This is a genomic window from Neobacillus niacini, from assembly GCF_023715415.1.
Taxonomy (GTDB): domain Bacteria; phylum Bacillota; class Bacilli; order Bacillales; family Cytobacillaceae; genus Neobacillus; species Neobacillus niacini_C.
Window position 1 is genome coordinate 1 of sequence record NZ_JAMBOB010000018.1, and the last position, 20502, is coordinate 20502.

At 37.2% G+C, this 20502-nt stretch carries 16 protein-coding genes and 2 pseudogenes; 2 read left to right on the plus strand and 16 right to left on the minus strand.

Features of this window, described 5'->3' with window-relative positions; translation table 11 throughout:
* Positions 1–253: 253 nt before the first annotated feature.
* From M3189_RS24910 to M3189_RS24940, 7 genes and pseudogenes are all read right to left on the minus strand, one after another.
* On the minus strand, positions 254–1423 hold the full coding sequence (locus M3189_RS24910) for an MBL fold metallo-hydrolase (protein ID WP_435368121.1): 1170 nt from the start codon (positions 1421–1423) through the stop codon (positions 254–256).
* A 121-nt stretch (positions 1424–1544) separates the two neighbouring features.
* Positions 1545–2222: a DUF4405 domain-containing protein gene (locus tag M3189_RS24915; RefSeq protein ID WP_251639202.1), complete on the minus strand. Its 678-nt coding sequence runs from the start codon at positions 2220–2222 to the stop codon at positions 1545–1547.
* A 124-nt stretch (positions 2223–2346) separates the two neighbouring features.
* Positions 2347–3039 (minus strand): cytochrome P460 family protein, encoded by a 693-nt coding sequence (locus M3189_RS24920; RefSeq protein WP_251639337.1) that lies wholly within the window; start codon positions 3037–3039, stop codon positions 2347–2349.
* A 225-nt stretch (positions 3040–3264) separates the two neighbouring features.
* Positions 3265–4005 carry an SDR family oxidoreductase gene (locus M3189_RS24925; protein WP_251639204.1) on the minus strand — a complete coding sequence of 247 codons (741 nt, stop codon included), beginning with the start codon at positions 4003–4005 and terminating at the stop codon, positions 3265–3267.
* Between the two features lie 59 nt (positions 4006–4064).
* Positions 4065–5194 (minus strand): annotated as a pseudogene (locus M3189_RS24930) (NADH-dependent flavin oxidoreductase).
* A 203-nt stretch (positions 5195–5397) separates the two neighbouring features.
* Positions 5398–5772, minus strand: coding sequence for a MerR family transcriptional regulator (locus M3189_RS24935; protein ID WP_251639206.1), 375 nt, complete (start codon positions 5770–5772; stop codon positions 5398–5400).
* Between the two features lie 201 nt (positions 5773–5973).
* A complete protein-coding gene (locus M3189_RS24940; protein WP_251639207.1) occupies positions 5974–6825 on the minus strand; it encodes an aldo/keto reductase in 852 nt (283 codons plus the stop codon).
* Between the two features lie 196 nt (positions 6826–7021).
* On the opposite strand from M3189_RS24940, the gene M3189_RS24945 reads away from it, so the two are divergent.
* Positions 7022–7936, plus strand: coding sequence for an AraC family transcriptional regulator (locus M3189_RS24945; RefSeq protein ID WP_251639214.1), 915 nt, complete (start codon positions 7022–7024; stop codon positions 7934–7936).
* Positions 7937–8028: 92 nt separating this feature from the next.
* On the opposite strand, the gene M3189_RS24950 is transcribed toward M3189_RS24945, so the two are convergent.
* The 4 genes from M3189_RS24950 to M3189_RS24965 all read right to left on the minus strand — a co-directional run bounded on the left by M3189_RS24950 (position 8029) and on the right by M3189_RS24965 (position 12536).
* Positions 8029–9063: a serine hydrolase domain-containing protein gene (locus tag M3189_RS24950; RefSeq protein ID WP_251639216.1), complete on the minus strand. Its 1035-nt coding sequence runs from the start codon at positions 9061–9063 to the stop codon at positions 8029–8031.
* 122 nt (positions 9064–9185) lie between these two features.
* Positions 9186–9743, minus strand: a complete 558-nt coding sequence (locus tag M3189_RS24955; protein WP_251639338.1) for a cysteine hydrolase family protein — start codon at positions 9741–9743, stop codon at positions 9186–9188.
* Positions 9744–9866: 123 nt separating this feature from the next.
* Entirely contained in the window at positions 9867–10922 is a 1056-nt protein-coding gene (locus M3189_RS24960) for a HupE/UreJ family protein (RefSeq protein ID WP_251639218.1), read from the minus strand.
* Positions 10923–10997: 75 nt separating this feature from the next.
* Entirely contained in the window at positions 10998–12536 is a 1539-nt protein-coding gene (locus tag M3189_RS24965) for a phosphoesterase (protein ID WP_251639220.1), read from the minus strand.
* 468 nt (positions 12537–13004) lie between these two features.
* Here M3189_RS24965 and M3189_RS24970 point away from each other — a divergent pair, with 468 nt between their 5' ends.
* Entirely contained in the window at positions 13005–13763 is a 759-nt protein-coding gene (locus tag M3189_RS24970) for an SDR family oxidoreductase (protein WP_251639222.1), read from the plus strand.
* A gap of 272 nt (positions 13764–14035) precedes the next feature.
* Here the strand turns inward: M3189_RS24970 and M3189_RS24975 are convergent, their stop codons facing one another.
* The 5 genes and pseudogenes from M3189_RS24975 to M3189_RS25000 all read right to left on the minus strand — a co-directional run bounded on the left by M3189_RS24975 (position 14036) and on the right by M3189_RS25000 (position 20389).
* The gene (locus tag M3189_RS24975) at positions 14036–15094 is read right to left on the minus strand and encodes an LLM class flavin-dependent oxidoreductase (protein ID WP_251639224.1); all 1059 of its coding nucleotides are present in this window, start codon (positions 15092–15094) and stop codon (positions 14036–14038) included.
* Positions 15095–15231: 137 nt separating this feature from the next.
* The gene (locus M3189_RS24980; protein ID WP_251639226.1) at positions 15232–16347 is read right to left on the minus strand and encodes a cysteine desulfurase family protein; all 1116 of its coding nucleotides are present in this window, start codon (positions 16345–16347) and stop codon (positions 15232–15234) included.
* Positions 16348–16689: 342 nt separating this feature from the next.
* The gene (locus tag M3189_RS24985; RefSeq protein ID WP_251639227.1) at positions 16690–17844 is read right to left on the minus strand and encodes a Ger(x)C family spore germination protein; all 1155 of its coding nucleotides are present in this window, start codon (positions 17842–17844) and stop codon (positions 16690–16692) included.
* Positions 17841–19305 (minus strand): annotated as a pseudogene (locus M3189_RS27245) (spore germination protein). The gene M3189_RS24985 and the pseudogene M3189_RS27245 overlap by 4 nt, the downstream one beginning before the upstream one ends.
* The gene (locus M3189_RS25000; protein ID WP_251639232.1) at positions 19259–20389 is read right to left on the minus strand and encodes a GerAB/ArcD/ProY family transporter; all 1131 of its coding nucleotides are present in this window, start codon (positions 20387–20389) and stop codon (positions 19259–19261) included. The pseudogene M3189_RS27245 and the gene M3189_RS25000 overlap by 47 nt, the downstream one beginning before the upstream one ends.
* Positions 20390–20502: the final 113 nt, after the last annotated feature.

Here is a 20502-nt window from a genome sequence, read left to right on the forward strand (position 1 = left end):
TAAGCATGCCTTCATGTAGCCAAATGGTCTAAAACTCATTCAATACATCCCACTTTAATCTTCTAAGTGTTTTGAAATCCTGCGAATAAGTGAGTATTTGAGAGATAAATGTATCTTACTGAGGGAGCTCAATAAGAAAAGGGATTGCAGCGGCAATCCCAGACTTAAACTCTTGCACCCTTTTCTTTAAGTACACAATTTCACAAAGATTAGCTGCTTTTGACCAACTACTCCTTATGTGTACAATACCAATTTACAATTCCCACCATGATGGAATAGGAGTAGATAACGATCCAATTAATGGAACAGTTTCACCGATTTTAGGAGCGATAAGATTCACATCTTTTTTATTTGCCTCTTTTAATGCTCGTTCGATTGGTTCTGTCCAACCATGATTCGCAAGGGTAAAGGCACCCCAATGCATTAACATCATATGCTTGCCTTTTACATCTATATTAGCCTGTACAGATTCTTCCGGAAACATATGAGCCCAAGACCAGCGTCTATCATATTGACCGCCTTCTATTAAAGCGATATCAAAAGGTCCGTATTTATCGCCAATTTCCTTAAAATGTGCATCATAGCCACCATCTCCACTGGTATAGAAACGTGTTTGTTTTCCAAGAATGGCCCAACCACCCCAAAGGGTCGAATCTCGATTTAAAATCCCTCTTCCAGAGAAATGTTTGGATGGAGTTAATGCAATGGTTAAATCTTGGAACTCAGTTTCATCCCACCAATTAAGTTCTGTGATTTTTTCTTTTGCAACTCCCCATCGAATCAAATGATTACTTACTCCGTAAGGAACGAAGAAATGACCGACCTTGCTCTTTAGCTTTTTTATAGATTGATAATCTAAGTGGTCGTAATGATCATGCGTAATAAAGACAGCATCAATAGGGGGCATTTCTTCAATCATATCCAACATATCTTCACTGTAACGTTTAGGTCCTACAAAGGAAACAGGTGAAGCTATGGGACCTAACATGGGATCAATGAGTATCTTTTTATTATCGATACTAAGTAGATAAGCAGAATGCCCAAACCAGGTTAAACTATCTTCTTTACTATTAATTTTGTTCCAATCAATCTCAGAAACAGGAATTTGACCAGCAGGATTGCGTTCTTTACCACCTGAATTAGTGTCCTCAAACGTGGAGGGGATGTTAGATTTTGTTGGTGACTGATAGACAAATTTCCCGTTATGATAATTATCAAACGTATTATATACCTCTTTTTGGTCGTTCCTAGGGTTCCAGCCGAATACTGGATGTATATTTATAAACAAAGAAATCACAACTCCTAATATGACTAATAAAGCCAATAAATAAATAAATATTTTTTTTATAATTCTTTTCTTACCTTTTGGTGCAACATGTCCGTTCATATTCTGCGTTGTAGTAAGTTCTTCGAAATTCGACATTTTATCACCCGTCTTTCATTTTCAATTAAGAAAAAAGATAAGCCGCTAAAAAAATGCTGGGCAACCTTGTTACATCATGTTGTTTTATAGATTTTGACTTGTTGGACGAATAAGCATCTCATTAATGGCTACTTGTCTTCCTTTTGTAAGCCTTAGCTTTTTCCTTCCCCTGAATAAATTTCAGAACATAATGAGTTCCACTGATATAAATTCCCATGATAGCGAGTTGTTCTATTAAAAATCCCATGAAAGATTCGTTATAGCTCCAACCGAAAGGATAATATATGGTTAACCTTGAAAGCATATCCCTCTCGATGGAAGTCTGCACACCATATACAACTATCAACACCGCTAACACACGCATCGCGATTGTGCGGATACGACTCGTGCTGGTAATTCCCGTCATCTTTCTTACTGCATTGATAATTGTTCCCCAGGACATTCCTATGTGCACAGACATGAAGATAAATCCCCAATATGAAGTCTGAACATGTATCTGTCGTAGAATCATGTCATTTTCTACCGGAATAGAGGGAAATATGTCACTGGAAATTGGAACGGAACTTATTATTATCACAGCCATAGATACAAGAAAAAGCAGATTTACCGTTATGCTTAGAATACGACGTACATTGTACTTTCCCTTAATAATTGTCTTATACCATCGTCTATTTATTATATTGTGAACAATAAACAATATTAGCAGGACAACTCCAATGAGTTCATGAATTGTATTTCCGGTAATTTCGTAAGCCATCGCCACTAACATCATAATGGTCATGGTAAGGTCGATAACCATCCTGATTAACATATTTCCTTTCAAAAACTTCTCCTCTTTCTAATTTAATTTAAATGTGGGTTTGTTTTCTGTAGTGATGTATAAGTGGGATATATCCAAGTCCCTTTTAAATGGGAACAATCGATCAGTTATTCAACTGATTTAAATAAATCGTCAGAAGCACATCCTGGACGATCCCCTCTTCAATCTCATCTCCGATTAAGCCACTTTCTTCATCAAGAACATCCTGCCGACCATCCATGTGAGCAGCTACTTCTTTTACCTCCCAGCCCTTGGCATGAAAACCTATGATTTGAGATTCTGTACTGCCGTCCTTTGATCCTGTAAGTTCATCAAGATCATAACTTTTCATCTCATCCAACTTATTCACGTAGTCATCTCTTTCCGCATTCGCATGGCAGGAAAAGCAACGACCGATGTCTGCCTCTTCATCCACTGACCCGTCAGGAGAAAATGACTGGTATTTCCAATCCCCGTTACGCATATCGGGAGGGTTTTGGTCACCCCAACCAGTGCGCTTTTCCATTACGAAGATTTGGTCAAGTTCTTCATCCTCATAGATCTCAAGTGTGATTACAGTACCACTAGGTATCGGCTGTCCATCCTGCACTGCTTCAATTGCTTCCCGACTAGTGTAGAGTTCTTCGTAAGTATTTCCACGAGTCACAGTCGTGAAGAGCTCTCCCTTTTCGTAGCCTTCAGGGAATTTGACAAGTTCAGTACCACTCCCAGGGGACTCTTGTTTAGCACTAGATTGCTCCTGTTGGGAAATCCCATTTGTATCAGTGTTGTTGCATGCAGTAAGAGTGAGCGACATTACCAATGCAAGAGACGGAAAAAATAGTTTTTTCATTTGCTTTCCTCCTAAAATTTTTCATAGATGCTGCCGCTGCAACACCTTGTTCAACCCTTGCATCCGTTTGTTTAATCGCAAAGCTTCACAAGCTTAAATTCAATTTCATATTTAATTGAATTAATATCTTAAATACCAAACGAGCAGCCCTAAAAAAGTAGGGGCTGCTTCGTTACAAAAGTTTTGTTTTTACAGTTCTTGAATGGTTGGACGAACAATCATTTCATTAATCGCTACATCTAATGGTTGTTCAATTGCAAATGCAATGGCACGAGCAATGCTTGCAGGCTCGATTCCAATTTTACTATCTTCAACGATGGCAGATTTTAATTCTGGATCTGAAATGGCTTCTAGCAATTCTGTAGTAATAGTTCCTGGCGAGATAATGGTTGTACGAATATTGTTGCTAGCCTCTTCTATACGGAGACCTTCTGTAATGGCACGTACAGCAAACTTTGTACCACTATAAACTGAGCCAGCAGGGAATACTAAGTGACCAGCTATTGAAGAAACGTTAATAATATGACCTTCTTTTCTTTCTCTCATAGACGGAAGAACAGCAGCAATACCATAAAGTACACCCTTGATATTAACATCAATCATCATATCCCATTCATTGATTTTTTTCTGATGAACAGGTGATAGTGGCATTACTCCGGCATTATTGACCATTACATCAATCTTGCCAAACTCTTTAAGAGCATATTCGGCTACCTCTTCCATTTGTTCATGCGATGCAACATCCGTCACTTTATAAATCGCTTGTCCGCCATTATTTTGAATCTCTTCTTGCAGTTTTTTTAAACGGTCTTCACGGCGAGCCGCTAAAACCAACTTCGCACCTTTTGATGCAAGTTCTTTTGCAGTGGCTTCTCCAATCCCACTAGAGGCACCCGTAATAATGACAACCATATCTTGAATATTTGACATATAAATAAATCCCTTTCTCTATACAAACGTGATAAAAAACAGTCACTTTTTTTATGATATTATTCTTCGATCTTAAACCATGGACCTGAAGCTTGAATTACATTCCAAAGTTTTTCTGGAAGCTCCAGATCGCTTACTTTTGAAGTCTTAATGGATGTCTCAATTTCTGCTTCTTTTCCATTCTGGACCTTTTCTACCCAGTCTGGATTCATGATTAATCCATGTCCAACCGCTGCTAAGGATAGACCCTTACCTAATGCTGTTGTAACATTATCTGCAGCTACCAACCAGCAGCCATTACAGGAACTCTGCCGTTTACATGTTCAACAATTAATTCAAGATATGTTTTTTCATCTTGACTATCGACTGGCTTTGAAGAAAGAGCATCAGCTAATGAAGCATGTACATAATCAACATCTGCTTCGACAAGACGATTAATTAATTCATAGGTATCCTTCATTCTCAAACCGCCTTCTTCATGTTCGTCAGGAGAAATTCTGTAGCCGAAAATAAACGGTTTTGTTGCATGCTTCTTAATCACATTTTTCAATTCATGTACGACTGCCAATGGGAAACGCAAGCGATTTTCTAGAGAGCCACCCCATTCATCCTCACGTCTATTGAAGAAAGGTGAGAAGAAGTTTTGAAGTAAAAATCCGTGGGCACCATGAACTTCAACTCCATCAAAACCAGCCTCAATAGCTCTTCTGGTTGTTTCTCCAAACGCATGAATCACTTCCATTATTTCATCATGTGAAAGTTCTCTAGGTAATACGGAAGGAGCAAAGCCAGTAGCTTCCGTCTCTACAGCACTGGAACTAACCACCTCACCATTTGGAGTTAAAGATGGCAGCGCTTTGTTACCTGCATGGAAAATCTGAAGTAATGCAGGAGCTCCACCGCTTTTCGCAGCATCAGCTAATTTACGCAGACTTGGAATAAATTTATCGTCATAAGCTGCGAATTCATGCGTAAAACCTATACCGTTTTGTTGCACATGTGTACAGCCAGTGATAACAAGTCCTACTCCATTGACTCTTTTTTTATAATAGTTCACTTCTTCATTTGAAATGGTGTAATCGTCATTACTGCTCCAAGTTGTCATCGGTGCCATAACGACTCTATTTTTAATGGTGATCCCATTTTTAAATGTAAGTGATTCAAATAAGCTGTTATATTTTGTGTTCATTTTTTAACCTCTTTCTATTTGTATAATTTTTATTCTGTAAAGGTGTATCAACCCTTCACGTGTTTAACTGGTGCAAGAATAGATTAATCCTTAGAGTGCACTCTAAAGCAAGTGTTTTATTATTTGTATTTTTCCCATGGAACCATGATTTCGAAATCTTGCCTGTACGAGATTTATCAAAAAGATACGATACCAACCCGTAGCTAATTTGTTGAGAAACACTCTCCTAATTCATTTTCATAAAAATTTATTTTATTATCCAGATGCATTAAACTTTGACGGAGCTTTTCAAATTCTTCCACTACTTTTTTTCGATGTTTTTTAAGTAGAGCTAATCTTTCTTCCATTGTTTCATCTCCGATATGCCCCCACATGGCAAATTGTTTCATGTCTTTTAGTGACATCCCCGTATTTTTTAGGTGGAGCAAAGACTCAATCCACAATTTATTTTCATCCGAGTAGATTCTGACATTGTTATCGTCTCTGTTTACTTTTATTAACCCTTCCTTTTCATAAAACCTCAATGTATGTTCGCTTAACCCAACAATTCTAGAAAATTCTCCAATAGAATATGTCAATTAACACCCTCCATTATGATATGTCTATATCTTCTTTCATTTTTAATTTGTGACACAAAGTAAGAGTAATGCTTAGAGTTTACTCTAAGTCAAGAATTTTTAATTCTTCTACCCGTTTTGAGGTGCTTTCCCAAAGTACGTACAATGATTCACAATAAAGAAAGCTGCCTCAATATAAAATTGGGACAGCTTATTGTGTAATTAAATATCGAGTTTCCTTGTTCCGATCCATTTCACCATTTCAGGATCTCTATGAGAGAAGAACAAACTTTCTTTCGTGTCTAATGCAGCAATTTTCTCCATATCTTCTTGACTTAATTGGAAGTCAAAGATATTGAAGTTTTCGATAATTCTTTCCTGACGAACTGATTTTGGAATAGCAACGACTCCTCTTAGTGTCAGCCAACGTAAAATCACCTGTGCAACGGATTTATTATGCTTTTCCGCAATTGAAACTAACACGTCATTCTGGAAAATATCATTTTTACCTTCAGCAAAAGGTCCCCAAGACTGTATTTGCACATTATTCTCTTTCATGAATTGAGCACTTTCAATTTGCTGGTTGAAAGGATGCGTTTCAACCTGGTTAACAGCAGGAATGACTTCATTATGAATGATTAAATCGATCAAACGGTCTGGGTGGAAGTTACTCACCCCGATTGCCCTGATTTTTCCTTCACGGTACAATTCCTCCATTGCACGCCAAGAGCCGTGTACATCACCAAATGGCTGGTGAATTAAATATAAATCCAAATAATCCAATTGCAATCTTTCCAGTGATTTTGCGAATGCTTTCTTTGTGCTCTCATAACCCGCATCCTGAACCCATAGTTTTGTTGTAATGAACAATTCATCTCTTGGTACATCACTGCGCTTAATGGCTCTGCCCACCGCTTCTTCATTTAGGTACGAGGCAGCTGTATCAATTAGACGATAGCCTGCCATAAGAGCATCGTAAACCGCTTGTTCACATTCTTGTGGATCATTCATTTGAAAAACACCAAACCCGAGTATAGGCATCTCAACACCATTGTTCAAAATTACTTTTTGCATATAAACTCCTCCTACTTTTTAACATTTCATTAAGCATTCTTGTTTATTAAAAATTTCTCATTATTATTATGCAATAATTACTAAGTAGACTGATATCCAATTCCTATCAAATCATTGCCTAATCCTCTCACCATACTTTCGCAACATAGTAAAGTGCATTACAATTGAGATATAAGAAAAGAACACGGAGGTCAATATGTCTGAACAACATAAATACCAGGCTGAACTTGCCAAACTCATTAAGTATCAAACAGGTCAGGACGGGGGTCATGGGACTGCTATTCCGTCTTTATTTTTCTCTCATTTCTCTAATGCAGCTGGACCATTTTACGGTGTTCATAGTCCTTCCTTATGCATCGTCGTTCAAGGTATGAAGGATGTCCTGCTATCAGAGGAGCTCTTTAGATACGGACCTGCCGATTACCTTGTTACGTCCGTTAACTTGCCAATTATCGGGCAAGTAATAGAGGCTTCTTCCAAGGTTCCCTATCTGGCTCTTAAAATTGAGTTTACTCCTAATGAAATATTAGAAGTTTTAGGAGATTTTCAAATGGGTATGAGTAAAGAAGAAAATACTAAGATAGGGATGTATGTCAACCTGATAGAGTTACCTCTGTTGGAAGCGGTAGCCAGATTTGTTCGCTTACTTGACAATCCTGAAGATATCCCGATCCTTGCTCCTCTTATCAAAAAGGAAATCATCTATAGGGTTCTACAAGGTCGGCACGGTGCTGCACTGGGGCAAATTGCAGTAGAAGGAAGTTCTGCCTTTCAAATCAGTGACGCAATCGAACATATCATGAATAATTATGATCGGGCTATTCGGGTGGAGGAACTTGCGGAAATAGCCAATATGGGTGTTTCATCGCTTCATAGACATTTTAAAGAGGTTACCACGATGAGCCCCATAAAGTTCCAAAAACAACTGAGACTGCAGGAAGCCCGTCATTTGTTATTAACTGAGGCAGCAGATGCTGCAGATGTTGCATACCGGGTAGGTTATGAAAGTCCATCGCAATTCAGCCGTGAATACTCCCGACTGTTTGGCTTACCACCCAAAGAGGATATAAAAAGGTTGAAAGAATCCTATGACCATAGGATAAATGCGTGAATACAACAAGGTGAAGTGGCATTAGACCACCGCTCCTTGTTGTATTTATTGCCAATTTACATTTCTAAGCCAGGAACTTCTAACGTGTGTATTTACAAGGTGTTTGTTTTCGTTAATTCCTGTTCAATACCACTCATTATCTCAAATGCTCCATCCGACTTATTGGAGCAAACTACAACCTTAATTGATGAGTCAGGATAATAAGCAGAATGAAAGCTCACACCAGGATCATATCCCATTACATGGTATTTTAGGATATTGTTATCTGTTTTTTTCTTTATCCAAATACCATATCCATAGAAACTAGTTTCTTTGACTTGTGTATGTAGTGTTAAGAGTTTTTTTGTATAAGTATCATTTAAAAGCTGGTGATTTAAAAGTGCGTTCCATAGTTTAGCCATATCATTAGCTGTTACAAATACACCGCCATCGGATCCACCTTTTACTGGTAAAGAATAGATGTTGGTTTTCCAAGTTCCATCAGGGTTATCAATATATCCTAATGCTGTATTTGGCGGCAGGGAATCAAATGAAAAGTATCCAGACTGCGTCATATCAGCTTTATTGAAAATGTATTTTTGAACATAATCAGAGAATTCGAGTTTACTTGCCTGTTCAACAATTAATCCTAATAAAATATAACCAGCATTATTATAGTGAAACGATTCTCCTACTTGGGACTTCATTGAATGATTTTGAAACATTGGTAAGAAGTCTTTTAACTTTCTTATTTGATACATTGGATTTTGAATCCAAAGCTCCTCAAAGTTATCCATTACATCCTCATCAAAATAATCCGGTATCCCAGAAGTATGTGTTAGTAAATGATGGACAGTCACATGATCATCAAAATGTTGAAAATCAATATTAAGACAATCGATCAATTTAGAATCAAAAGAGACTTCCCTCTCTTGTACAAGCTGACAAATGGCTATTGCAGTGAAAAGTTTGCATCCAGATGCTATACCAAATCGAGTACCAGAATTATTTTCTAATTGATCTGAACGGTTGGCATAACCAAAGTTTTTATCTACTATAACCTTTTCCTTACCTTCAACAAATACCGAACCTGAAAAATCAACATTCCTTTGAATATTTGAAACTATTTCTTCTATATTTATGTTCATAGCTATTCCTCCAGATTTCTATACAATTTAATCATCAAAATGCTCATATCAATAAAATAGACCAACAAATCTAATTACAATTTGTTGGTCTATTTTACCATATTATGACAGGACTGTCGTTTTTATCTGTAGTTATTATGAATAGGATGAAACAAGTCTTCTTCACTTTTTCGAACAACAGCAAAGTTGTCGACATTGTAATGCCCATGCAATGTTTTATTATGATGACCTATGATTTGTTCAGCAGGTAAAATGGATGAATCTCTTGTAGAATGACCATCACCTACTAACGTTACATCAAAACCATTGATGGTAGCGGTTCTCACAGCTGAATCAATACAGTATTCCGTTTGACATCCCATAATGACAAGATGTTCAATTTCATTGTCTTTCAAGTGATCTAGCAATGCTGTTCCATAAAATGAATTGGTCGCTTTTTTATCAAAAATCATTGAATCAGAAGGGATATTAATTTTTTGATGCACTTGAAACCCTTCTCCTTCACCTTCTGCAACATCTTTATCCCTAACAAAAACTACAAATGCATCTGCTTCTTTTGCCTTATCAATGACCAAGTTAATATTTTTCAAGAGTTTCTCTTTTTTAAATACACTGCTCTCATTTTCATTTCCTTCTATTAATTCCTGTTGGGCATCAATTACGAGTAAAGCTTGTTTCATTTGCAAATCCCCTCTCATCATAAGGTTTTGATCAAGTCCTTCATAGGTATGCAATACACCAGTATACTCGTTAATCATACTTCTCCTCCTATTCTAATGTCTACCAATAATGTGCTTATCCTTTTAAAAAGCTCTTTGGACAAACCATACCAATCCAAAGACTAATATCGCTGCTGAAGTGCTTGGGATAACCCATTTTACTGGCTTGAATGAAATCTTTTTCAACCATAGAATAATTGGAAATGCAATCGAAACGATTAATAATTGACCGATTTCAATACCAATATTGAAGGATAAAAGTGACGATGCCATATGTGCGGTGTCCAAACGCATTTCTGATAGAATCCCTGCAAACCCAAATCCATGGATAAGCCCAAAACCAAAAGCAAGCCAAGGCTGGTGTTTTGATTCTTTATGAAAAATATTAATTAGTGCAACGTAAACTATGCTTAATGCAATTGCAGATTCGACTAACCTGCCTGGCAGCTGTACGATTTCAAAGGTTGCAAGAGCGAGCGTAACACTATGTGCAAGTGTAAAGGCTGTGACTAAAGCTAGGATGTGACGAATCGTTTTTGCACCGAAAAGCAAACTGATAACAAACAGGATATGATCATATCCTGTGAAGATATGTACTAAACCAAGAACGATAAATTGTTTCACATTCTGCCAAAAACTGATTTCTCCAATCTCTAATTCCCTTGATTCGAAAGAAAGAATCTTTTCTTGTTGTTTGCCATCCATCGTAACCGCTGCAAAGTTTGCATGGCTTGGGTCAGAATCATCAAGGAACAAATTATATTCAACCACTAGTTTATCTGGTTTATGTTCGATATTATAAGATAAATCAATCACCGCAAATGGAGTGTTCTCGATCATTTCGATATCTGTTTTTTCTACGGTTCCTTCAATCATTTCACTATCTGCATAAAGCTTTAGCTTTGAATTGACATAAGTCTGGACAATCTCTTTATCTATTAACTCCTTTTGATCGGTTTCTTTCTCTAGGGCATGACTTAGTTCTTCCAAATCAACTTTCAATTCATAATCCAATGATTTCTCTTTTACTTCTATATTTGAATAGCCCTCACTGTTATTGGTATGCGCAAAGGCAGATGGTAAAAATAATGAACTAAATAATAGTAATAAGAGCAAAAACGGAAACCATAATTTTTTCACAAGATTCACGTCCAATTCTGTATTTTTTCAATAGCGGAAAGACGAGGAGTTTTTATTCCCCTCGCCCCTATCCGTTTATTTACTAGACTTCATGAAAATAGGATTTGAGTAGAACCATAGATCTGTCCATGGATCCTCACCTCTAGGATCTGCAACTGGCTCTAATTGGTCTGTGTTTGTTCCGCGTAAACGAATATAACTATCTTTATCTACATCTTTTAACGTATAGGTGATGGAGATGTATTCGCCGTCCTGTTTCCAGTCCTTTTCTGTGAAACGCTCCACAACTTTTGTTGTTATATTTTCTGCAGTGGTTTTGTCTTCAACCTTACCATTTACTTCACCCATAATTAAGTCAACACGTTTTACATTTGGCTTATCACCATTGGCGTTTACTGCCTTCGGATCTTTCAGGCGAATGGTTACAGTCACATCTTTTTTCTTACCTGGTAGTGTTAGAGTTTCACCGATGGACGCTGAATTACCTTTTGCCACAGCATGTAATGGAGATTTCCCTCCTGCTTGAACTTTAACGTCTAACTCGCTAATTAGGTCCCCTGTCGTAACGAATACATGACCATTACGTAGGTTTTCCATGATATTTCCATAGTCTTTCACAGATTTTACATACGTTTTCGAATATTCACCTGGCCAGAAATCGCCGCCGCCATCGCGCCAGTTAACATGTGAATCAGAGGTTGCTGTAATCCACCAATGTCTGCCTTCACCTAGCATAGAATCCCATAAGCCTCCAACCTTAGCTGTCATCTGGTCAAACCCACCCATTGTCGGAGCGTTTACGTTTCCGTATGAACCACGGGCACCGTTAGGATCATTAGAACCATCTTTATTAATAGAGGTTGCTTGATGACCTGGAGCACCTTCCATTCCAATCGCGATATTTGGTGCTGTATCGTTCCAATTGCGGAATTCCTGTGGTGTATCTTGTCCCCAGACTCCCATATCTTTTGCAGAACGTGAAGGATGATGTGCAATAATAATCGGCAGCTCGTCCAAGCCTTTCATGTAGTTAAGTGCTTGGATCATTGTTTCTTCCGTATCACGAATATTATCATTAGGGAATGGTTCCCGTTTATTAAACTGACTTTCTATTTCATACAATGTTGTAGATTCATTGTCACTTTTTGGAATGATTAATGAGCTATGGTCTGCTGCTGGTGTATCAAACTCCATTCCATAAAATTGGAGTACATCAGGTACGGCCTGACGAGATTTCAATAATTCAGGATAGGCTTGTTCTAAATTTACTTTCGAATGGTTCGGACCGCCGTGATCCGTTGTAACCATCCAATCCAGGCCATACTTCATCGCATTTTCTGCATTTTTTACAGTTGGATAAATAGCATCCCCGGCACGAATCGGAGTTGGGGGATTTGTTGAATTATCCCAGCCTACACTCCATTCACTATGTATGTGGTGATCACCAGCTAGCCATGTGGTGTCCTTCTTTTTCACTTCTTCTTTTGAGAAGGATTGTGCTTCCGCCTTTTGATTACTTCCCTCATTAAATAAGGTTTGCGTAGATAGTGCGGTGGTTGCAAGAATAGTCGTTGCGATAAATGGAATGGCCTTCTTTTTAAAACGAGACTTCATGTTTTTGTTCCTCCCCTAATAGATTTCTATAACAGTGATAATCATAGATTAGGAATGTAAGGGGATAATGAATAAACGGTAAATTTTATGTAAATTGGAAATTTTCCTACAATTAGACTACGTCTTTTGTCACTTTTAAAAAAATGAGACGCCATCCAAAGTTTGGATGATGTCTTTTTTTAATTTCTCATTTGGAACAATCAATACACGAATTAAACCTCCTTTCCATATATCCGGGTGCAAAGTTGGGTTTGTAAAATTATAGTTGGAAAATAAAACTTTATTATTTATATATTGGTATATTTAATTCCACCAGTCATTAATATCTTTTTCAGATTAAAAAAATGGGTTAATAATTGGTTACTAGCTAGAAATGTGTCCTCCCTTACTAAATAGTTCTTTGAATATTCTCGGTTTTTAATGAATATTAGAAACTGATGGCAAGTGACGATTTCAGGAGGGATTAAGTTGAAGGTACTAGTAACTGGTGCAACGGGTCAGTTAGGTTCAGCATTGTTAAAGCAACTGAAAAATACGAACTATGAGGTCACAATAACTTCAAGAAGAAAACCTGACAACTTAAATTTTGATTGGGTTTATAGTGATTTTTTGACAGGTGAAGGTTTAGAAGCGGCCATAAACGAAATGGATGTCATTATTCATACTGCAACAAGTCCAAGGAAGGATTCAAAGATTATTGATGTATCAGAATTTGGTAACTTTTTGAACATGTGCCAGCACATTAAACATTTCATTTATCCATCCATTGTAGGAATTGAAAATATTCCTATGAAATATTACAAGCATAAATACCAGGCAGAAGAATTGTTAAAAAATAGTTCTGTCCCACACACAATCATACGAGCAACCCAATTTCATAGGTTTATAGAAAGTTTATTTTTATCCAAACCTTTTTTTAAAAAATACTTTGTACCAGGAAATTTTAGATTTCAAAGTGTGGATGTGGTGGATTTTGCAAATCATTTAATTAAAATGATCGACGATGGTCCTCAAGGAATAGCTGATGACTTCGGTGGACCAGAAATACTAACATTAAGAGAAATGGCAGACTTGAAAATAAAGGTAAATAATGAATCAAATAACGTAGTAAGTTTCTCTTTTCCAGGAAAACTATACAAGTCTTTCTTAGAGGGGAAAAATACAAATGAGCATAAAAAAGTAGGAAAATTAACATTTGAAGAATATTTGAGAAATAAGGGGAAATAAAGTGGATCACAAATAATTATGATTCTACCGAATCATTGCTCTATCCAACTTTTCAGGCAAATTCAATTCGGATTGTGCCTGTATCTATGTATCTTTCTGAAAGTGTGTCACAATCCACTCCTGATTGTGACACACTTTTTCCTCTTAACCAATTTTGGGTCACAATTCATGACGAATTGTGACCCAGATTATGTATCTTTCTGATTTTGGGTAACAATCCGCCCGCGATTGTGCCCCAGCCATTGCTCTTGATCAATTTTAGAGTGAAACCCCTATTTTCCTTCGTTTTCCTTTTCCCAATTTGCCACCTCTTCACGAACAATCGGAGCCACTTCTTTACCTAGCAATTCGATTGATTTCATGACATCTTCATGTGGCATGGTGCCTACTGGGCAGTGAAGCATAAAGCGTGTGATTCCAACATTCTTTCGAAGATTTATAATTTTTTCGGCAACAATTTGCGGATCACCTACATATAAAGCTCCGTGTAAACTTCGAGCAGCATCAAAGGTTGTTTGGTCATATCTTCCCCATCCACGCTCACGCCCTAATTTATTCATCGCCTGTTGAGTTGAAGGGAAAAACTTTGCCGCCGCTTCTTCAGTAGTTTCGCCAACGAAACCATGTGAATGCGAGGCTATTGCCAGTTTTGAAGCGTCATGTCCAGCATGTTCCGCTGCTTTCTTATAAAGCTGAACAAGTGGTGCAAAATGCTGAGGACTTCCACCAATGATGGCTAATACAAGTGGCAAACCAAGCAATCCTGCACGAATGACTGACTCCTGATTGCCGCCACTGCCTATCCATACTGGCAGTGGATCCTGTACGGGTCGTGGATATACCCCCAAATTATTGATAGCTGGTCGATGTTCACCTTGCCAAGTTACCTTTTCTGACTTGGTTATCTTTAAAAGTAGATCTAGCTTCTCTTCGAATAATTGATCATAGTCCTTTAAATCATATCCAAACAATGGAAAGGATTCGATGAAGGATCCCCGTCCTGCCATAATTTCCGCTCGCCCATTTGAGATAGCGTCGAGCGTTGCAAAATCCTGAAACACGCGCACTGGATCGTCAGAAGAAAGAACCGTAACCGCACTGGTCAAACGAATTCTGTTTGTTTGTGACGCCGCTGCAGCCAGCACGACAGCAGGAGAAGACGCAGCATAATCCTCGCGATGATGCTCCCCTACTCCAAAGACATCTAGTCCTACCTTATCGGCTAAGACTATTTCCTCTACCACTTCACGTATCCGTTGTGCATGACTAATAACCTTACCGGTTTCAACATCCGGTGTTGTTTCTACAAACGTGCTTAAACCTATTTCCACAATACTGCCCCCTATTTATGTATACTAGTTCGTAAAATATTGTTTATATCATTATTCTATCTTAACAAGATAGAACCAATAGACAAAATAATTGAGCCTAAAGGGATTGAATATGCTTGCTTATCATCCTATCCTTGTTAATAAATCTCCTTTAACCCTTTAATGACGGTATCTATTTCAGCTTTTGTAGTATACCTGCCTAAACTAAATCGAATCGCACCCATTCCAATTTCTTCTGGTACATTCATTTCCTTTAGGACTGGTGATAATTCAATGCTCCCAGCATGACAGGCAGAACCTGCAGAAGCGGCAAGCTGGGGGATTTTATCTAGTATGTCTTGACCAATACTTCTAACAAAACTCACATTCAAGGTATTCGGTAATCGTTCTTCTGGATGGCCATTTAAAACTACCTGTTCACCAAACACATCCTTTAATTGTTTCCAAAAATAATCGGTCAAATTCTTTAGCTTCGTACTTCCCATATGATTAGAAGCGATTTCGCATGCCTTTCCTAGCCCAACCGCCAATAACGTATTTTCCGTGCCTGCACGTAGTCCATTTTCATGCCCAGCACCATGTATAAGTGGTTCAAGGTCCACACCATCACGAACAAACAGGGCTCCAATTCCCTTTGGTGCATAAAGTTTATGGCCAGCGATGGTTAGCATATCAACCTTTAAATCATTCACATCGACTGGAACCTTACCGACCGATTGTGAAGCATCTGTATGAAAAGTTATTCCGTATTTTTTAGCTATCTCCCCAATTTCTACAATCGGTTGTAAGGTACCTGTTTCATTATTAGAATGCATGATCGTTATTAGAATCGTATCTTTGGTGACTGCCCTTTCTATTTCTTCAAGAGAAACTCTCCCATATTGGTCAACACCTACATAGGTTACCCTTGCCCCTACTTTTTCAAGGAACTTACATGGATTCATAATGGCAGGGTGCTCAATTTTCGAGGTAATGATGTGATTCCCTTTATGTTGATTTTTAAAATAAAAACCTTTAAGAGCAAAGTTATTAGCTTCACTTCCACCTGAAGTAAAAATAACTCCACTAGGAGAACTGGCAATTAGCTCAGCAACTTGTTCTCTTGCTGTATGTAATAATGCTTTAACAGATTTTCCCGCCCAATGCAGTGCTGACGGATTTCCATAGTAATCATTCAACAGCGGCTGCATCGCATCAACCACTTCAGGAGCCAACGGTGTGCTGGCATTGTAATCTAAGTAAATTTTTTGCATTCGGTCATCCATTCCTTTCCGAAGATTAGCCTATTATCTAGTTATTTCTTATCCTACTAAAAAATGATTATATCGATCTAATTTTACCATCCTCTGGTTAAAATGTTTGTAAAACAGGTCCATTTACTATGCGGAGGAGATAAAAATTCTTCGAAATAAACAAAGTTTATTTGTGTCTCACTATGAGGTAGACTGGTTTGCTGATTCCTAAGGCATCTGTGTTCGAATAAAGGGGGTATTCAGACAGGGTTGATGAATTCAAGAGCTCCCGTTTCCGAATCAGCCCCCTAAAATTAAAGCTGTTTAAAAAATAATAATTAATGTCAAAACTGTCATTTTCTACTACTCAAAGCTTTTCTCCTCATATTTATAGGAATTAAAATGGAATATCTGTACGTCCACTTTTACGTTTTCTAAGGAATTTTTATCTAAATAGAAGTTTGATGTTCTCATTAACTTTTTATACTGCTGCGGGTGTTCCCGATACCATTTTTCAACCACGTTTAATAGATCTGTATTTTTTTCCAGACCCTCATTATAGATTCTCATTACTTTCGTTTTAATATCTGCTTCAATTAATTTGATTAATTTGTCTATGGGAATTTCTTTTATCTTTTCTAGCAAATCTGCTTGTGTAGAAATTTCTATCGAAAACTTTGGTGAAGTCTTTCCCTTTTCGTATTTTATCTTCATTTTTGGCGAACTAAGCTTAACTGCAGCTACAAGCTGTTCATCTTCTTCCACTTTTTGATCTATAGAGACACGCTTTTCTAACAGCCAATTAATATAAACAGCGTCATTCATCGAAAGGTGTTTCATAAACTTTTGCTTTTGAAAAATAGCATATCCATCAAAATATAACACTGGATAGTCTTTTTCAGCCTTCCAGGTATCATGATCAATCTTTACAGAAGGCAGTTTCGCCACCCCCATCGGCTCATTAAATTCTCTTAAAAAATGCATTAACCTTGTTGGCTTTATTTCATCCTGAAACACATCGTCAGAATTTTTTTTATAGAGAACCGTATAAACGGCTGGATAATTAAATAATGCTTTGATATTAAAAATATCTGGTATTTTTTCTTCTGTTGTTATGAGTCGCATCGTGTGCCGTAACGACCGATTTCTGCCTACTTCCTCAATTACTTCTCTAAAGCGGTGTTTGACGAGTCTTTTACTCAAGACAAGTGTTTCTACATGACCGAAAAAAATAGGGGGCTCCGACTTTTTATACAGCTTACTTACGGCTAAATTAAGTGTTTCCCCAGTAGCTGAAGCGATAAAAATTGGAATGGGTTCAATTGGTTTAGCTCCCTCTTGCTTCGCTACATTAGCAAAATTTAAGCCTTGAAGGTAGGCGATATATTCCTGTTTTTCTTCATCATAATCCATTCCGATTGCCACTATATACGTTAAATCTTGAATATTTTTTAAACCTGAACAACCAGTAAGCATTAAACATCCACTGATAAAGGTTAGAATCCACTTCCTTCTCATGATTGATCTCCACCCCTTGTTTGATCATCCGGGCTTGTCATGGATGTTCGCGATTTATAGAATTGACGGGGCATCATAAAAAATGATTTGCTAAATTCTTTGAAACTGATAGGTGTAAGTGATCCAATATATGGAGATCCAAAGGATGACATGGTAGAAAAATAAAAAATTGTTAAAATAAAACCAATAATGACACCAAACAATCCAAAAAAAGTACTCAATAATATAATACCGAATCGTAGGATTGTAATGGCTGTGCTTAAGTTTTGATTTACTAAGGTAAAAGAAGAAATATAAGTAATAGCAGCCACTACCAGCATCGTTGGTGAAGTCAAGCCGGCACGTATGGCAGCATCCCCTACGATTAACCCGCCTAATACTGCTACGGTTTGACCAATGGCTCTTGGCAGGCGTACGCCTGCTTCATTAAAAAGTTCAAATAAAAAAAGAACAATAAACATTTCTATAGGACTAGATAAGGGCAGTCCAAAACGAGAGACGGAAATGGTCGCAACAAGTAAATATGGAACTATTAAAAGCAGAAAAAGCAATCCAAGCTCCTGGTAAGAAAGCAGAAATGATTAAACCTAACATCCTGATAATTCTTTCTACTGAAACATAAGCATAACTTATGTATGTATCTTCTGGTGATTTTGTCTGCAATAATAAATTTACGGGAGCAAAAATGACAGTGGGATTTCCATCCACCAAAAGTACAAAGCGTCCTTGATTAAGCGCCTGAACTACAAAGTCTGGTCTCCCAGTATAGTCCATACTAGGAAAAACGGAATAGGGCCTGTCTCTAACATACGCTTCAAGCTCGTAAATACTAGTCAAAATATCTAGTTCTACTTTATCTAATCTTTTATGGATTTCATATAGAACTCTTTGATCAATGATATCTTCAATATAGATGAGAGCCACTTTTGTTCTGCTTCTTTTACCGATCGTATATTTCTCTAGACATAATGATGAGGTATTAAGTCTTCGGCGGATTAAGGAGATATTGGTTTTTAAATCCTCTACAAATCCATCTTTTGGACCTCTAATTGATGTCTCGAGAGCAGATTCTTCAGGCGCCCGTTTAGGTAAGTCACCTGCTTTTATACTTAACAGCGCGTTCCCCAATACAAATAGTACGTTCCCTTCAAATAGCAAATCAGATAATTCGTCTAATGATTTAGAGAAAACCTCTTCTGCTTGAAAGAAAGATTTAAGCTTATATTCTACAGTTCCTTTTTCATGTACTCCAAGTTTTGGCAAAATATATTGATCTAAATAGTGACTGTCAATTAAGCTTTCAAAAAAAATCATTTCAAATGGTTCTTTATCCGATTGGTGCACTTTACAAAGCAGGTCATCACTTTTCCTAAATCGCTTTTTTAATTCATCGGCTTTTTCCTTATACCTGCCATTAAGTAGGGGATTCGAGTTTATTGTTTTTACCATGTTGTTTTTCATCCCTTTTCTTTAATACTGAAACAATCAACGCGGATAACAGGATTTGAAGAAGGAAAAATACCATACAGGCAGGTAAAAAATACTTATAGATAGCAAAATAAAAATAGTAAGATTCTAACTTTATGATCATCAATCCAAATAATAAAAGATAGATAACACCAACTAGTTTCGGATTCAGTCTGTAATGTTTTAATTTCTTGGTAAAAAATATGCCTAAAAGATACATGAATAAACCAATACGAATTAGCGCACCTGCAAGCCATTGATATAAAGCGAAAAAATCCAAATGAGAAATATACTCCCCTATGCTTAATACACGCCACTGTTCATATGCTGGATACCTAAAATGGGCTGCTTCCGTTGGGCCAAACTCCATGATTGCAGCAGAAAGTGGGCCAAAAATTAAGCCTGTTATGGCAGTCAATAAAATAAACAAATGTTTAAATTTTATTTGTTCCTGAGAGAATGGCTGCAACAATATCACGATGTAAATTTCAAGAAGTCCGGAAAGTACATAGATTACTCCTTTCAAAACAGGAACATATCCATCCGCAAATATTGGAAATAAGAGATGCGGATCCTTAACGGTAGTATTTGTAAGTGCAATAAATATTCCTAATAACATAACCAGGGGAAGTAAAAAACCGCTCGAGATTGCCATTGATTTGACACCAGCAAGAGTTACTAAGAAACATGCTAAAATGAGAATGAAGCTAATGACAAAAACAGCAGTTTCACCAAGAAAGTAGGCTTTTAACCATATCATTAAGTCCCTTAAAGTAATAAAGGCGCTTAGAAATAAAAAAAGAATGGCCGGAATCGATATTATAATGGATACACTCTTTCCAAGACGTTGCCTAATCATTTGAAAAAAACCTTCATTTGGGCTATTTTTAACAATAAAATAGATTAGCCAAAGAAATATAAGAGAAATAGGATATGCAACAATAACACTTACCCAACTATCCCTGCCTGCTGCCTGAAGAAGATTGGGAATCAAGATGACATGATTTAGCAATCCTGTTGAAAGAATCAGCAATAAGAATAGTTGCCGTGGAACTAAGATTTTTATTAAACTTTGCATGAGGACCACCGAATTTCATCATTTTTCTACTATTATTCACCAAAAATTTGAAATATATGTTTATACTGTTATGAGTACATAGTAGCGTCTTTGCATAAGGTATGTAATCCGGA

Bases quoted from the DNA above. Each gene is read 5' to 3' on its own strand.
- M3189_RS24910 (WP_435368121.1), bottom strand. From the start codon at position 1,423: ATGTCGAATTTCGAAGAACTTACTACAACGCAGAATATGAACGGACAT.
- M3189_RS24915 (WP_251639202.1), bottom strand. From the start codon at position 2,222: ATGGTTATCGACCTTACCATGACCATTATGATGTTAGTGGCGATGGCT.
- M3189_RS24920 (WP_251639337.1), bottom strand. From the start codon at position 3,039: ATGTCGCTCACTCTTACTGCATGCAACAACACTGATACAAATGGGATT.
- M3189_RS24925 (WP_251639204.1), bottom strand. From the start codon at position 4,005: ATGTCAAATATTCAAGATATGGTTGTCATTATTACGGGTGCCTCTAGT.
- M3189_RS24940 (WP_251639207.1), bottom strand. From the start codon at position 6,825: ATGCAAAAAGTAATTTTGAACAATGGTGTTGAGATGCCTATACTCGGG.
- M3189_RS24945 (WP_251639214.1), top strand. From the start codon at position 7,022: ATGTCTGAACAACATAAATACCAGGCTGAACTTGCCAAACTCATTAAG.
- M3189_RS24950 (WP_251639216.1), bottom strand. From the start codon at position 9,063: ATGAACATAAATATAGAAGAAATAGTTTCAAATATTCAAAGGAATGTT.
- M3189_RS24955 (WP_251639338.1), bottom strand. From the start codon at position 9,743: ATGAAACAAGCTTTACTCGTAATTGATGCCCAACAGGAATTAATAGAA.
- M3189_RS24965 (WP_251639220.1), bottom strand. From the start codon at position 12,536: ATGAAGTCTCGTTTTAAAAAGAAGGCCATTCCATTTATCGCAACGACT.
- M3189_RS24980 (WP_251639226.1), bottom strand. From the start codon at position 16,347: ATGCAAAAAATTTACTTAGATTACAATGCCAGCACACCGTTGGCTCCT.
- M3189_RS24985 (WP_251639227.1), bottom strand. From the start codon at position 17,844: ATGAGAAGGAAGTGGATTCTAACCTTTATCAGTGGATGTTTAATGCTT.
- M3189_RS25000 (WP_251639232.1), bottom strand. From the start codon at position 20,389: ATGCAAAGTTTAATAAAAATCTTAGTTCCACGGCAACTATTCTTATTG.